Here is a 14,936-nt window from a genome sequence, read left to right as displayed (position 1 = left end):
TATTAGAGCAGATCGCCGGCCAAAATCAAGCAAAATCCAGAGCATTCGCCAGGCATTTGTCAGCGCCGCGTCGTTCTGGAATCCAACCATCTGGAGGGGGGAAGCGTGGTTCGACGACTCTTGCGTTTTCGTCTCTGGCACCTGCTGCTGCTCCTCACCCTGGTCGCTTCGCTGGCGGCCTGGTATCGGCACTCGGCAACAATTCGGGCGCAAGAGCTAGCCGCCATCGACGCGTTGGATTTGGAAACGTTTGGTGATGTCCATGTGAGTTATGGCTTTCAATTCGATCGTTACTTCACTGCCCCGGCGAAGGTACAGCTTCGCTGGGCGGGACCCTGGTTCGTCCCCGAGAGTTGGCGACACTCCGCATGGGGCGATGTGTTTCATCGAGTCGATTGCATCTCGTTAAATGGCAGTTCGATCAGCGATCAGCCAGACGATCGCTACATCGATATCTTGCTCAAGTTCGAAGCGGTCCGGGAAATCGAAATCTACAACTCGCGGCTAACCTACGAAGGAATTGATCGCTTAAAAGCCGGACTGCATGGAACCACACTTGTGCTCTACGTACCGACTGCTAGTGAGACAATTGCACCTCGGCCAAATGCCTGGAGTCGATCTGGTATCGCCGAGCCTGTGTCTGCGAGCAAACCGTAACCAGCGCGGCAAGTCGGGGGAGTTTGTAACTGCTGGAGGTGGTGTAAGAAAATCTCTACCTCAGAGACTTGTCGCTGTAGGAATGAGACAGCGGTTGGTTCGACCGCAGCAGCGAAGGAGCAGGCCGAACTGCACGAGGGTGATGTGTATGCAAGAAAACGCGAGATCGGCGACTTGGGTTTATGGCTTGGTTCGTCGATTCGTCACCTCCGTCAACCACTCGCTTTCGTTTTGCAATTCAAGCCGGGTCTCGGTGTTCTTTGAAGCGTCCGTTTCCAACCAATGCTCGACAGCGTGAGCATATTCGTCGAACGCGGGGGTGCCAACGAACTCGGCAGCAATCACGGGGTCTAGCCGTCGCAGGATCCGTAATGCAGTAGCACGTAGCGACACATGTTCGTGCTCGTCGTTTCGACGAGCCGAATTCACGATACCGCAGAGATGTTCGATGGCCTCAGGAAGTCTTGCTCGAAGATTTCCCAATCCATGAATAGAGTGGCCAGCCACATTAATATTTCGGCATAAAGTAGTTTGCATAATCCATTGCAAGATCGACACATGAAGGGAGTCTGCCGAATCAAATCCACTTTCGCCAACAATGTCACCCATTGTCATCGCACCGAATCCAAGTAGTGCTTCCTCGAACCGATTTAGATCCTTGTTTGCGTTAATTGCCTTGCACCGTGCGAGTAGTACAGAAAGATGTTTCGCACCATTGCACCCCTCGGCCCGCAAGAAAATTGCAGCCGCAGATTGGTCGCTTACAGATGCAGATTGGTGTCAAAGTCCATCGTGTTCGCCGAACGGAAATGCGTGGAGATGTGCGCCGCAACACGCAGGGAATAGTTCTAGTGTTTCAAATTCACGTCGAACAACGCAGAAAACGTCAAACCAGTCTTCCGCAGTCGATTAAAGTTTCCATTCGCCACATGTCATTATCAAGTGGCAGTCATCGGATTCGATTTTACTAATAACTACCGATGCCATCAAATAGGTGCCGTCCGCGATGCTCACCCTTAGCGACTTGTCGATGAAGTGAACCTGCCGCGGGTGGTTCGAGCGTGGCGGATTGGACGCCCGGAGCGATCACATGATGCCTCCGAAGTTGATTAATTACGCGACTTGCTCCCGTTGGAAGGTGGAATCGCTGAGAGGTTTCCAAAGGTGTTTTTCCAGAGAAACTGTTATCTTGTGTGTATCGATCTGGTATGCTAGTTTCATCGCTTCCCCGATAGCCCTTTACTGCTGGAGGGTTACCCGTGGTTGGTTTGGCGACTATTCGTAGAGTCTGTTCCGTCTAGCAATGAAGTGTCACTTCTTCGGTTGAATGTACCAAAGACAGGTGCTTGATCTCATGTTCGCACATCGATGTGGCTGGATGACTCGATCCTCCTTGTACCTGAAAGACTCCATAGAAGCTGTTGTGATTGCAGGGTTATTGACGTGCTTTCTGGCACGCCTAGCTACTGCAGACGTTCCGGTGCTGCTCACTCCAATTGCATTGGTCGGCGATGCAGCTGCGGGCCTTGAGGATGTGGTTTACACGAGTTACCCAATCTGGAGTCGATCCAGCAGTGATGGTCGCCTTACATGGCAGGCAGATCTATCGAACGGACAAGAGGGGATTTGGGTGTACGACGTTCTGGGATCCCGGCCAATCGCGCTGGCAGGCCCTGGCGCAGAGTATGAGAGTTTTTACAACCAGGGATCGGGATTTATAAACTCACTTGGGCAAGTCACCCTTGTGTCGGAGCGTGGTGCCGATCAGGACATTGTCGTGATTGATGGGGAGAGCAAGACAATCGTGCTCAGCACAGACGAACAAGCCCCGGGACTGGCGCCTGGGATTTCGATCTCGCCTGGATCGGTAGGCGTCTCCATCTCGGATGGTGGAATCGTTAGTTTTCGGCGGACACTCGATGGTCCAGGCATTACGACCGATAATGACAACTCCTGGTGGATTGGACCTGTCAATAATCCGCAGGTATTGCTTCGAGAGGGTGATCCTGCCCCTGGATTGCCTGGCGACCAGATCGGCGGATTGGTAAGCGGGTTCTCCAAGAACGATGCGGGGTATGCCGCAGTTCCGGACAGTTTACAATCAGGTCGACGTGCAATCTGGGCCGGCGTCCCGGGAGACGTACAGCTGGTTGCCTCCGAAGGGGCACCAGTTCCAGGCTTCCCAGAGCAGTTTTTCGGTTCGTTCATCAACCAACTCGCCCAAGTCTCCAGCAGCAATGAGGTCGTGTTCCGATCGCGGATCGTCGATGCATCGTCACAGCCTGTTGGAGATGCTTTGTTTGTCGGAGGGCCGGGCAACTTGAGCTCAGTGCTCGCGACGGGAGACCCCTCGCCTTTCGGTGAGGGGGAGACGATCCAGACCATCGGTACACCATCCCTCAATCGCGTCGGCAAGGCGCTCGTCACTGCGACGCTTGAATCGGAGAATGGAAATACGCGAGGAGTATTGATGTCTTTCGATCTTGACGATCCGATGGATGCGTCTCTAATCGTTGAGGTCGGCGACATTGCTCCTGGCACTGATACTGCGATCACCAGCCTACCAGGCGGATACATCAATGATCGAGGCGACGTGCTTTTCAGTGCAAGGTTGGCTGGATTTGGTCCAGCCAATTTTGGGCATGGGTACTGGCTCAAACCAGCAGATAGGCCGACGCAGGTTGTATCCTTTGAGGGACAAACAATTGACTTCTTGGAGCAGGGCAAACTCGTGCAGAGGGATTTGCGCACCTCCGGGATTCCGACTGGACTCAGCGAAATGGGTACCGTTGGAGTATTGCTTAGTTTCGAGCAAGGTGGAGGGGGATTGTTCTTAGCGCAAATCAATCCGATTCCTGAACCATCCACAAGTATTCTCTTAGTTGTAGCGGTAAGCTGTGTTGCTTTGTTGAGACGGCGATAGGAACCGCTTCTGCAAAACCCGCCGTCCTTGGTAACATCTCTAGATGCCGCGGCCAGCGATGCGTCGTCTCGCCAAATGTACTTGAAGAGGGGCAAAGCGGGATAGTTCGCGACTGCGAATTGCTACCAATACGTCTTGCCCACCCTCCAATCCCGCGCCGCAAGGGGGCTTAAAACCGTGTGCTATACTCTTGCTGACAATACTGTCGGCATCTTTGTTCCGGCAGGACCGACCTATTTTCCCCGACTAATCCGCCCATGCCGCGCAAACGAATCGTGAAAATGCCTCGCTGGTTACTGTTCGTGCCGCTGATGTCCGCGCTGGTGGTATCGAGCGAGCTGAAGGGGGAAGAGACGCTGCCGCCGAACCTGGCGACGCGTGAGTTTGGGCACGACTGGCCGACTTTCTTAGGGCCGACCGGCGACGGCAAATCGCAGGAGACGGGACTCGATTTCGATTGGCCCGACGACGAGCCTCCCATTGTTTGGCAGACTCCAATCGGGGTGGGATACAGCGGGCCCTCGATTAGTCGGGGGCGGTTGTTTCACTTCGACCGCCATGGCGACGAAGACCACTTGATTTGCCGCAACGCGGAAACTGGCGAACCACTTTGGACCGCCCGTTACCCGACCAGCTACGAGGATATTCTCGGTTACAACAACGGCCCTCGCTGCTCGCCAGTGGTGGATGGTGCCCGCGTCTACACGTTTAGTGAGGAAGGCGTGCTGCGTTGTGCGGCCGTGGTCGATGGCAAGCTGCTGTGGGAGGTCGACACGTCCAAAGAGTTTGACGTGGTGAAGAACTTCTTCGGTGTCGGCAGCACTCCATTGGTGTTTGGGGACCTACTGATTGTCCACGTCGGCGGCAGCCCACCGAATGACTTGGAGGACGTGTACGACGCAGCGGGCCCGCTGCGCGGGAACGGCACCGGGGTCGTGGCGTTCGACAAGTTTCAAGGCAAGGTCGTTTGGAAATGTGCGGACGAACTGGCCAGCTATGCTAGTCCTGTGATTGCCGAAATCGATGGCCGGCCATGGTGTTTCGTCTTCGCCCGCGGCGGGCTGGTTGCCCTCGATCCGCGGACCGGCGAGATCGACTTCCAGTACCCTTGGCGGGCAAAGATGTTTAATAGCGTGAATGCCTCGACGCCGGTGGTGGTGGGCAACGAGGTCTTCATCTCCGAAACCTACGGCCCGGGCAGTTCGCTATTGCGGGTGCGGCCCGGCGAGTACGACATCGTCTGGAAAGACGACGTGCGGAAGCGTCAAAAGGCCATGCAACTCCATTGGAACACGGCCATCTACCACGAGGGGTATTTGTACGGCAGCAGCGGCCGGCATACCAACGGGGCGGAGACTCGCTGCATCGAGTGGTCGACAGGCACCGTGAAGTGGAGCCAGGACTTTTTTGGCCGCTGTTCGCTGCTCTACGCCGACGGGCACCTGATTAGCCTCGCAGAAAATGGCACCATTCAGATTTTGAAGGTGAACCCGGAGAAGTACGACTTGGTGAAGTCGTACTTGCTGGAAGATGCCGACGGCGAGGAACTGCTGAAGCCTTATGCCTGGACCGCGCCGGTGTTGGCCCGCGGACTGCTTTACCTGCGCGGCGAAGACCGTATGGTATGCCTTGAATTAAAGAAGAACCCCGAACAGTCGCCGTAGTTCGTCCTCTGCTCGAATCGCTCCACCATGCGAATCTCTTTGGATAGCCTAGTGTTCGCCGACGAGCAGCGCCGGCTGATCGCCTTCACGCGCGTGCTCGCCATTGCGGTGTTGTGTTGTCTCGTGGTCTCTTGGAAGCTGTGGGTTTCGCGACCCTACTATCCGCTGGTGCCACTGCTGGAGGGCCTCCCTTCGTTCTCGCACCCGTTCGATTACGCATGGCTCGGCATGCTCGTCGCGTCGCTGTTGGGCATCGTCGTTCGGCCACGGTCTCAAGTGCTGATCGCGATCGTCTTGGCGGCTTTTGGAGTGTTGTTTCTCCAGGATCAGAGTCGGTTGTGGCCCTCCTTCTACATGTTCTGTCTGTACTTCGTGCTGCTGGTCTCCCACCGAGGCCAGGAAGGGGAAGCAGCCGACGAGCGCATTCTGGCAGGATTACGATTCGTCGCCGCGATGGTCTACTTCTGGGGCGGCGTGCAGAAACTCAATCCTTATTTCTTCTACAATGAGTTCCCCTGGTTTGTCGAACCAGTGGTCAAGCTGCTGCCATTCGAAACGACCCTGCTGCCTACCTTGGCGGTGCTGGCCGCGGTGTGTGAGGTGCTGATTGGCGTCGGGTTGCTGACCACTCGGCTGCGACACCTCGCGCTGATCGGCGCCATGCTCATGCACCTGCTGATTCTTTTTTCGATCGGCCCCCTCCGCAGTCATTGGAACAACAGTTCGTGGATGTGGGGCATGTCGGTTGCCGTGCTGACCTGGACGCTGTTCTGGCAAGCCCCGGCGTTTCGCTTGCAGAAGATGTTCGCAGCGCCGCGACTGCAGAGCGCTCCGCAGTGGCTTGTCGTGCTACTCGTGGGAATCCTGCCGGTGCTGAACAACTTCAATCGCTGGGACTCCGCGCTGTCGTTCAACGTCTACTCTGGTAACGTCGACTACGCAGAAATCCACCTGCGCCCGCAGGCAGTGCCTCTCTTGCCCGATGAGATTGCTGAGAGGGTCGACGTTGGTTTCGGAAATGCAGTACTCGTTCTGAACAAATGGAGCCTGCACGAGTTCAAGGCCAATACGTACCCGGAAACAAGGGTTTTCAAAGCCGTGTTCCGCAAGGTCGGTTCATATCTGCCGGAAGGATCGGCTCAGCTGTACGTCGGCGAGAAAGCAGGCTGGTTCTTCCCGAAACGAATCGACCGCTACGAGCTTAACAGCGATGGTGAAGTCGAACTTAAAGAGCTTGGCGTCGAAGCACCGACGCCTTAACCATGGCAGTCGCTCGCGAAATGGAGTCTCGATCGCTCACGGCTTATGCACGTCGGGCGTTTCGATGTGCTCGGGCTGAAAGCCGATGCCGACCCAGCGGCCTGCCAGGCGGCGGAGCACTGGTTGTAGCACGCTTACCCCGATTCGTACGTACCACGGTGGTGAAAACGGCTGCCCCGGCGACGATGCGTGGCCGAACAGTAGCGAGTGGACCATCGACTGCACCCGCTGCGTTCGGATGGCTGCCCGCTCGCGGCGATGCTGCACCGCGGCCAGATGCTGCTCGCTGACGTTCTGCTGGCGAAGAGGTTCGGCCAGCAGGTTGGCCGTCGCCACGGCGTCTTGAATGGCAAGGTTGATGCCGACTCCACCCACCGGCGACATTGCGTGTGCCGCGTCGCCGATGAACAGCAGCCCCTCTTGATGCCACCGCTCGAGGCGGCTGATCTCGACCGTGAGCAGTTTTACCTGCTGCCAGTCTTGCACTCCCTCGGCGACGTTTGCCAGCAGTGGGCAAACCTCGGCAATCGTTTCGCGAAACGCCGGCAGGCCGTGCTGCTGAATGCTGTCGAACGCTCCCTTCTTGATCACCATGGCGGTTTGGTAATGGTCGCGGCGAGGAATGGTGACCAGCATGTGACCATTCTTCAGCCAAGCCAGCGTGTGGCTGTCGTCTTCTTCCGGACGATCCAGGCGAAACCACAACACGTCGATCGGTATGCCTTGCTGCGATGCCTGGCGATGCACCGCGTCGCGTATGGTGGAACTCCGGCCGTCGGCCGCAACCACCAGGTCGGCGAGTATCTCGCCTTGCTCGGTGGCCGACTCCCAACGGACTCCTACTACTCGCTCGTTGTCGCGGATCACATCGACCGCCTTGGTGCCCATCCGTAGATCGAACTCCGCGTACCGCGACGCCTGCTCACTCATCAGATTCAACAAGTCCCACTGCGGAACAAACCCGATAAAAGGGCAGGTGGTATTGAGATGCTTGAAGGTCGGCCCGACGAAGTCTTGACCTTCGATGTTCACATGCAGGGTGTCGGTACGAAAATCGACTAACGGCAGGAACTCGTCGAGCAAGTCGAGTTCTTTCAGTAACTGCATGGTCGAAGGATGAATGGTGTCGCCGCGGAAGTCGCGAAGAAAGTCGGTGTGCTTCTCAAGCACCGTGATTTGGATCCCCGCGCGAGCGAGCAGGTAACCGAGAAACATTCCGGCCGGGCCACCCCCGACAATGCAACAAATGGTCGAGGGGGTCGTCGGTTCCATCGGTCTCAGCTACTTTCCTGTCGTAGTTATCGGACTGGCTGGTCGCTAGCTTTGTAGTTGGCCGAGCCAAGCCATTAAGGCAACCGCTGCGGTGGCCATCCACAGTGCCGCAAGCAAACAAGTGGCCGGCACCAGCGAGCCACTCTGGGTGCGGAACTGATCGGGCAAGGCCAGCACGTAAGCCGACAGCAACACCGCACACCCGAATGCCATGGCAAGGCTACCAAACTGCGGCAGCCAGAACATCAGGGTGAACACCACGATCAGGCCAAAGGTGGAACTAGCCACCACGTTCTTCGCACTCGAAGCAGTATGCATCACACCCTCCCCTCGATCGAAAGACAATCGTAACGGGCCACGACGACACTACTCAATTATAGAACGAGAGCAACGCTGGGAAAGCCACGGGGCCAAAGGAGCTACACGTATCGCCTTTCCGCAAACAGGCAGCCAGTGGCTCTTTATTCTTCTTGCAGGAGCGACTCGATCGCTTTGTCGAGTTCATCGCGATAGGGATTCGCCATCCGCAGCACCCCTTGGCGATCGATCAAATAATGCGAAGGCCAGTACGGCATTTCATAGGCGGTGGATGTTTGCTTGGAATCGTCGAGCCCGATGGCCCAGGTAATGTTGTTCGACTCCACGTATTCGGCCGCTTCGTCGGCGGCATTTGTGGAATGCATGCCGATGACCACCAACCCCTCTGCAGCGTACTTTTCGTGCAAGCGTCGGATCTCAGGCATCCGCGCCCGGCATGGGCCGCACCAAGTGCCCCAAAACTCGACGAGCACCACCTGCCCTTTGAGCGACTCGAGGCTGGTGTTCGGTTCGCTGTTGATCCATTCGGTGACCGCCAATGTGGGGGCGGGCTTACCTTCGAGGGCGTTCAACTGCTCGCGCTCCTGCTCGGTTCCTTCGCGCCAAAACGAGTCTCGCGATGATGTTGATTTCGATACCTCGGTGTTTCCCAGCCGGAACTCCCGAAGCTGTAGACTCACGAGCTTGGGATGGCTCGCACGCAGCTGCTCGATCATCGATTCGGTGAGATGTGGCGATCCGATCGAGACATACAGCAGGCGAGGGGCCGCGGCAACGATCTCCGCTCCTTGCTCGGTTGCCAGGCAGTTGATCTGCAATCGTTCCAACGCAGGCAATTGGCCGATTATTTTCAGCCCTTCATCGGTGATCACCGAGTTGGTTAGTTCCAGATACTCCAAGTGGTCTAGGTTCTGTAAGTGTGCAAGGTCCGCATCGGTGAATGTTTGCCGACCGTCGATGCGCAACTGCTTCAGATGGCGAAAGCTGCTAAGCTTGGCGATGTCGTCTGGCTCAAGCCTAGGGCACTCGCATAGTAATAATTCCTGTTCGAGAAACGACAGCTCTTCGAGCTGCTGCCAGACCGGCGCTCCATCGGCACGAGGATCCACGTTCATGATGCCGATGTGTTTGAGTCTTTTCATGGTCGCGAGCGTTTCGACGCAGCGGGTCGTCATGCGATTTCCAGTGATCTGCACCCTCTCGAGAGTCGTGGAGTTTGCCAGCTGGCTGAATCCTTCGTCGGTAATGAGCGTATGCTGAATCGATAGCTCTTTCAGCGCCGGCATGGCTGCCACCGCTGGCATACAGGCGTCGTCGCATTTGCCAGAGATACCTAGCCTCTCGAGACTGGGGAGCGAAGCGAGTCGCATTACTCCTGCGTTGCTAAGCTCCAAATCACCGGTGATATTGCGAAGTTTGTGTAGGTCGCCAAAGTGCTCAACCACCTGGTCGTTGATGTCGATGCCATAGCAACGCAGGTACTCAAGTTCCTTGAACAAGCCGAGGTGTTGCAGCCCGTCGCTAGTGAGACTCGAGTAGTCGAGACTCAACCGACGCAGGTTCGGGCAGTCGCTCGCTAGCTGCCGAAGTCCCTGGTCGGTGACTTGCGAACCATTGATGTCGAGGTGCTCGAGATCGGGACAGTTCTTTAGACTAGCCAGTCCGCTGTTGGTGATGACAGGCTCTGGATCGTCGCCGCGGAATTCCGGATTGGTTGCGGAGAGACTGATCGCCCGCAAGTTGGGCAACTGGGCAAGTGAAGTCAGTCCCGTGTCGGTGATGGCCGTATACCCGGCATACACCGCCCGCAATTGTTGGTTTTGAGCGAGTATTCGGTAACCTTCGTCGGAAACAGCGGTTCGGTAAGTGCCAATCGCTTCGAGTTCCGGTAGCGCAGCAATCGCTGCCATGGCTGCGTCGCCTACTTCGGCGTTGGAACCAATCCAGAGAAACTGCAACTGCTGCAACCTCGGCATATCGTCGGCAATCTTCGAAGTCAGCCCGACATTACTGAGCGACAAACAACGTAAACCAGCCAAGTGAGTGAGATCCGAAAAGCCGGAGTCGCCAAGGTCAAAGCCATAAGCTTCGACCATATCGACAAGGCCTTCGGGGACTTCCGCGGTCCACCCCAACTGGCCAGCGGCCGCGGTGTTGAGCACCAGTCGCACGTCGTGGTCCTCGGGTATCTCGACCCGCCCGACTGCAGGACCAAGCTCGCGCCAGTGCGACAAGTCTCTCCCAAACGTCCGATAGCCAAAGTCACTAACGGAGGTCGGCTGAACCCAAACGGTACCAATCGATTCGCTGGAAAACTCGATCCCCTCAGCAGCTTGGCCAGCGATGGAGTAGAACCACAGCGTGAGCGTGAGCGTGAGAAGACCCAATGTGAAACGTTGCATGGCGACCCTTGTGTTGAGCTAAGTCGGCGATCCGGTCTCCGCGATTCAAGACCGAAGTATAAACGCTCGACAGGGCCAAGACTATTTCGCCAGATCGTTAAATCCAGGGAGGATGGTCAGCACTTGGGCGGGGGGCTTGGGAGTCGTTGCCACGACAGATGTCTTTGGTAAAGGTCCTTGGTGAGGTGCAGAAGGGTGATTTGCATTCGGCAACACGCCGCGCAGCTAGCCACTCCAGGGGGGAGTCAGGAAGTCATCTGCTCCAGTTTTTGCTTGAAATCGGCCCGCTATTTGCTTTAATGCGAAGTGGATAAATGGACACTTTATGCAATTTGAGTTCAGAGTCGGTTTTCTAGTAGTTTTTCCTATCCTCTTTTTGGTAGTTCCACGTTCCCGATTTCAATTTTCCCACCGGTGGGAATCTATTTTCGCGTCGCCATGCCGGCTACTACTCACAAGTTGTTTCCCTACAATGACTTACCGCGAGTGCCTGCAGCCAGAATAGATTCCCATCGAATCGTATTTTGGGAATGGGAACTTTGCCCATGCTGTAAATCACTACTATTACGAGACTTACACAAATCGATAGTTTCCCATGTGGGAATCTATTTTCTCCGTGCTTCCCAGCCGAGGGATGCGGAATACCAGACTACCTACCATACCCAGCCCCCCTCCGCAGGCGGAACACGCAGGGGGCGGCGGGGAAGGAACCAATCGATGCCCAATAAACTTGCCGACGAAACTTCCCCTTACTTGCTGCAGCACAAGAATAACCCCGTGGACTGGTATCCCTGGGGGCCCGAGGCGTTGGAGCGGTCGCGGGCGGAGCAGAAGCCGATCTTTTTGTCGATTGGGTACTCGTCGTGCCATTGGTGCCATGTGATGGAGCACGAGAGTTTCGAGAATCCGCAGATTGCCCAGTGGATGAACGAAAAGTTCGTGTGCGTGAAGGTCGATCGCGAGGAACGCCCTGACCTCGACCAAATCTACATGAGCGCGGTGCAGTTTATGACCGGGCATGGCGGCTGGCCGATGAGCGTGTTCCTCACGCCCGACCTCAAACCGTTTTACGGCGGCACCTACTGGCCACCGACCGCTTCGCGGGGCATGCCGGGATTCAATCAGGTGCTGATGGCCGTGGACGACGCATGGACCAATCGCCGCGATCAGGCGCTAGCGGGTGCCGAGCAACTGACTGCCGAGATCGAGCAGATCACCCGCAAGGGCGTAGAAGGAGCAAGCGTACCGCTCAGCGGCGATCTATTGAACGCGGCTGCTCACTCGCTGGAGCGGATGTTCGACCCCATCCATGGTGGCTTTGGCGAAGCGCCGAAGTTCCCCCACCCGTTCGAGTTGCAACTACTGCTCCGGTGGAGCCAGCGAACCAACAACCAACGCTGGAACGATCTCGTGTTGCTGTCGCTCGATCGCATGGCGGCCGGCGGCATCTACGATCACCTGGCGGGAGGCTTCGCGCGGTACAGCGTCGACGCACGTTGGCTGGTTCCGCACTTCGAGAAAATGCTGTACGACAATGCCTTGCTGAGCGTCGTGTATCTCGAAGCCTACTTGGCGACCGGCAAACCGAACTACCGCCAGACCGTGGTCGAAACACTTGACTACTTGCTGCGTGATATGAACGACCCGGATGGCGGATTCTATAGCGCCGAGGATGCCGACAGCGAAGGGGTGGAGGGGAAGTTCTACGTCTGGACGGTCAAGCAGATTCGCGACATCCTGGGGGGCGAGGCGGCCGACTTGTTCTGCAAAGTGTACGACGTGACCGAGACGGGTAACTTCGAAGGCCAGAACATTCTGAACCTGCCGAAGACGATCGCCCAGCAGGCCGCGCTGCTCGGCCGCGACGAGCAATCGCTGGTCGACGAGCTGGCCGAGAGTCGGGCGAAGCTGCTGGCGGTGCGGGGTGAGCGGGTGCGGCCCGGCCTCGACGACAAAGTGCTCGTGGCCTGGAACGCCTTGGCGATCGATGCGATGGCCAGGGCCGGTGCGGCGCTTGGTGAGTCGCGTTACATCGACGCGGCCAGCAAGGCGGCTAAGTTCATTCTGAGCGAAATGCGCGACACCGATGGTCGGTTGCTACACACTTGGCGCGGCGGCACCGCGAAGCTCGCCGCCTACCTCGACGACTACACCACGCTGGCCGACGCACTGGTGAGTGTGTACGAGGCCACGTTTGACGAGTCGCAGCTGACGGCCGCGACGGAGTTGATGGACACGGTGCTCGCCCGCTTCGCTGGCGGCGACGACGCGGGGTTCTACTTCACCGCCGACGACCACGAGAAGCTGCTCACTCGCAACAAAGACCTGACCGACAACGCGACCCCAGGTGGCAACTCGATGGCCGTCTCGGCGCTGTTGCGACTCGGCAAGCTGATTGGTCGGGGCGACTACCTCGACACCGCCCACACGATTCTGGCGGCCGCTGCTCCGCTGATGCAGCAAATACCGATGGCGACCGGGCGGATGTTCGTCGCGCTCGACTTCCGGCTAGGTCCGACCTACGAGTTGGTGTTCGCCGGGGCGGGGGCGAAGCAACTCGCCCAGAGTGCACAAGGCAAGTTCATCGCCAGTCGGGTGATCGCCGCAAGGGAGTCGGCCGACGAGCAGGGAGCGATCGACGAGCTATACCAGGGACGCACCCCCAGCGACGAGCCGGTGCTCTACGTTTGCCAGAACAACCGCTGCGAGTCGCCAGTGGTAGGGCGCGACGCGATCCTCGCCCGCATCGAGGAACTTAGTTAGCGCAAACGAGCGTCGCCGGAAGCCACTTCTGATTCCTGCAGCAACTGCTCCAGGCGAGTGATTTGCTGCTGGCTTTGGGTCATCAGTTCGCGGAGGATCATGATCTTTGTATCGAGCTGCCCGTTGACGTCGCGGCTCATTTCAGCGAGCTCAACGCGTTGCCGTTCGATGACCGCGGTCGAGTCGGCCTTCGCACCGTCCCACTCCGATTTCGGGCGGGGCTGGGCGTCGATCGGGCGGCTATCGAACTTCCGCCGGCGGCCGATCGTGCGATAGGTCCGGCGGAGCAGGATCATGGTCATTAAGGCAATGCCAGCAACGAACATCAAGATCGGTGCAAATTGGGCTAGCAGCATTGTCGAGCTCCTTTCGACCGGTCAGGATCACTTGCCAAACGCCTGTCGGGCGGCTTGGTACACGTCGGCCAGTGCCAGGCCTTGTTGTTGGGCGACCGTGCGGCACGACTCGTATTCGGGGGCGAACCGCTCGGTGCCGTCGGACAGGGTGGCCACGGTTCCTGCCAGCACTCCGAGCGGGGTTTCTACTTCTATGTGTCGGCGTGGCAGGGTGCGACGCTCGACGATTTGCCGGCGAAGACCCAGCGTTGTGGTCTCGCGGAACACGATTGCTTCGAGTTTATCGGCCAGATCGAGCGGGCATTGCACGCTTAGCTGCACCGCTGGGCGGCCCTTCTTCATCTGAATTGGGGTGGTCGCCACGTCGACCGCTCCGGCCTGCCAGAGCAGTTCCAGGCAGTATCCGAGCTGCTCGCCGGGGGTGTCGTCGAGGTTGGTCTCGAGCAGCACGATCTTGTCGCCGACCACAGTGCTGGCATCGCTGGCTTCGCCGATCACGAGCCGCAAGATGTTTGCATGGTCGAAGTCCTTCTGCCCCGCCCCCAGGCCGATGGTTTCGATCGCCATAGCTGGCATCGGCCCGAACTTACTTGCTAGCGTGGTCACAATGGCCGCCCCCGTGGGGGTGGTCAGCTCTCCCTCGGGAGTGAAGTCCGCCAGCGGCACTCCGCGAAGCATCTCGGCGGTTGCTGGAGCGGGAATCGCGCAGCGGCCGTGGGCGATCTCGATGAAGCCGGTACCGGTGGGAATCGGCGAGGCCTCCACGCGGTCGACCCCCAGCAGGTCCCAACCAATGGCCGCGCCGACGATATCGGCAATCGAATCGACCGCGCCGACTTCGTGGAAGTGGACCTTCTCGATGGTGCTCCCATGAACCTTGGCTTCGGCCTGGGCGAGTCGCAGGAAGATATCGTTCGCGAGCTGCTTTTGCTTCGCGGTAAGCGTACTCTGCTCGATCATCGCGGTGATGTGATGCAGATGGCGATGGGCGTGCTCAGGCTCGTGTTCCACGACGATCTGCGTTGCGCGGAAACCTCGCTTCTTCACTTCGCTGGCAACCAGCCGACAACTCGGCAAGCCCAGCGAGTCGATGCCGGCCTGCAAGGCGGCCAAATCAACGCCGGCGTCTACCAGGGCTCCCAAGGTCATATCGCCGCTGATACCGCTGGCACAATCAAGATACGCAATTCGCATGGTTATTCGGATGCTAGCACTAATGGTTCATAGAAGGATCACTCACGCCCGATTGTACCCCGATCACCGCCTCGGCGTCGACGTTGACCTCGGTGCTCGATTCTTCTAACGTACCGCGGTCGAAATA

The 14,936-nt window shown here is 57.8% G+C and carries 11 protein-coding genes; 5 read left to right on the top strand and 6 right to left on the bottom strand.

Annotated elements, in window-relative coordinates; translation table 11 throughout:
- The first annotated feature begins 105 nt into the window (after window positions 1-105).
- A complete protein-coding gene (locus tag Pan181_RS23005; RefSeq protein ID WP_145250737.1) occupies window positions 106-657 on the top strand; it encodes a hypothetical protein in 552 nt (183 codons plus the stop codon).
- A 180-nt stretch (window positions 658-837) separates the two neighbouring features.
- On the opposite strand, the gene Pan181_RS23000 is transcribed toward Pan181_RS23005, so the two are convergent.
- Window positions 838-1,272, bottom strand: coding sequence for a hypothetical protein (locus tag Pan181_RS23000; RefSeq protein WP_231943678.1), 435 nt, complete (start codon window positions 1,270-1,272; stop codon window positions 838-840).
- Window positions 1,273-2,050: 778 nt separating this feature from the next.
- Here Pan181_RS23000 and Pan181_RS22995 point away from each other — a divergent pair.
- From Pan181_RS22995 to Pan181_RS22985, 3 genes are all read left to right on the top strand, one after another.
- Entirely contained in the window at window positions 2,051-3,580 is a 1,530-nt protein-coding gene (locus Pan181_RS22995) for a DUF7453 family protein (RefSeq protein ID WP_197528623.1), read from the top strand.
- 281 nt (window positions 3,581-3,861) lie between these two features.
- Entirely contained in the window at window positions 3,862-5,244 is a 1,383-nt protein-coding gene (locus Pan181_RS22990) for a PQQ-binding-like beta-propeller repeat protein (RefSeq protein WP_145252416.1), read from the top strand.
- Between the two features lie 27 nt (window positions 5,245-5,271).
- Window positions 5,272-6,504, top strand: coding sequence for a hypothetical protein (locus tag Pan181_RS22985; RefSeq protein WP_145250729.1), 1,233 nt, complete (start codon window positions 5,272-5,274; stop codon window positions 6,502-6,504).
- 36 nt (window positions 6,505-6,540) lie between these two features.
- Here the strand turns inward: Pan181_RS22985 and Pan181_RS22980 are convergent, their stop codons facing one another.
- From Pan181_RS22980 to Pan181_RS22970, 3 genes are all read right to left on the bottom strand, one after another.
- The gene (locus Pan181_RS22980; protein WP_145250726.1) at window positions 6,541-7,776 is read right to left on the bottom strand and encodes an FAD-dependent oxidoreductase; all 1,236 of its coding nucleotides are present in this window, start codon (window positions 7,774-7,776) and stop codon (window positions 6,541-6,543) included.
- Between the two features lie 45 nt (window positions 7,777-7,821).
- Window positions 7,822-8,094 carry a hypothetical protein gene (locus Pan181_RS22975; RefSeq protein WP_145250722.1) on the bottom strand — a complete coding sequence of 91 codons (273 nt, stop codon included), beginning with the start codon at window positions 8,092-8,094 and terminating at the stop codon, window positions 7,822-7,824.
- Window positions 8,095-8,237: 143 nt separating this feature from the next.
- Window positions 8,238-10,496: a redoxin domain-containing protein gene (locus tag Pan181_RS22970; RefSeq protein ID WP_145250719.1), complete on the bottom strand. Its 2,259-nt coding sequence runs from the start codon at window positions 10,494-10,496 to the stop codon at window positions 8,238-8,240.
- A gap of 717 nt (window positions 10,497-11,213) precedes the next feature.
- Between Pan181_RS22970 and Pan181_RS22965 the strand changes: the two genes are divergently transcribed.
- The gene (locus Pan181_RS22965; protein WP_145250716.1) at window positions 11,214-13,259 is read left to right on the top strand and encodes a thioredoxin domain-containing protein; all 2,046 of its coding nucleotides are present in this window, start codon (window positions 11,214-11,216) and stop codon (window positions 13,257-13,259) included.
- Here the strand turns inward: Pan181_RS22965 and Pan181_RS22960 are convergent.
- Together Pan181_RS22960 and larC are read right to left on the bottom strand one after the other, a co-directional pair.
- On the bottom strand, window positions 13,256-13,615 hold the full coding sequence (locus tag Pan181_RS22960) for a hypothetical protein (protein ID WP_145250713.1): 360 nt from the start codon (window positions 13,613-13,615) through the stop codon (window positions 13,256-13,258). The two genes, Pan181_RS22965 and Pan181_RS22960, sit on opposite strands and share 4 nt — an antisense overlap.
- Before the next feature lie 27 nt (window positions 13,616-13,642).
- Entirely contained in the window at window positions 13,643-14,809 is a 1,167-nt protein-coding gene (gene larC / locus Pan181_RS22955) for a nickel pincer cofactor biosynthesis protein LarC (RefSeq protein WP_145250710.1), read from the bottom strand.
- Window positions 14,810-14,936 lie beyond the last annotated feature (127 nt).

This window comes from Aeoliella mucimassa, from assembly GCF_007748035.1.
Classification (GTDB): Bacteria; Planctomycetota; Planctomycetia; order Pirellulales; family Lacipirellulaceae; genus Aeoliella; species Aeoliella mucimassa.
Note: the sequence above shows the minus strand (reverse complement) of the source record. Positions and strands in the feature narration are given on the sequence as shown.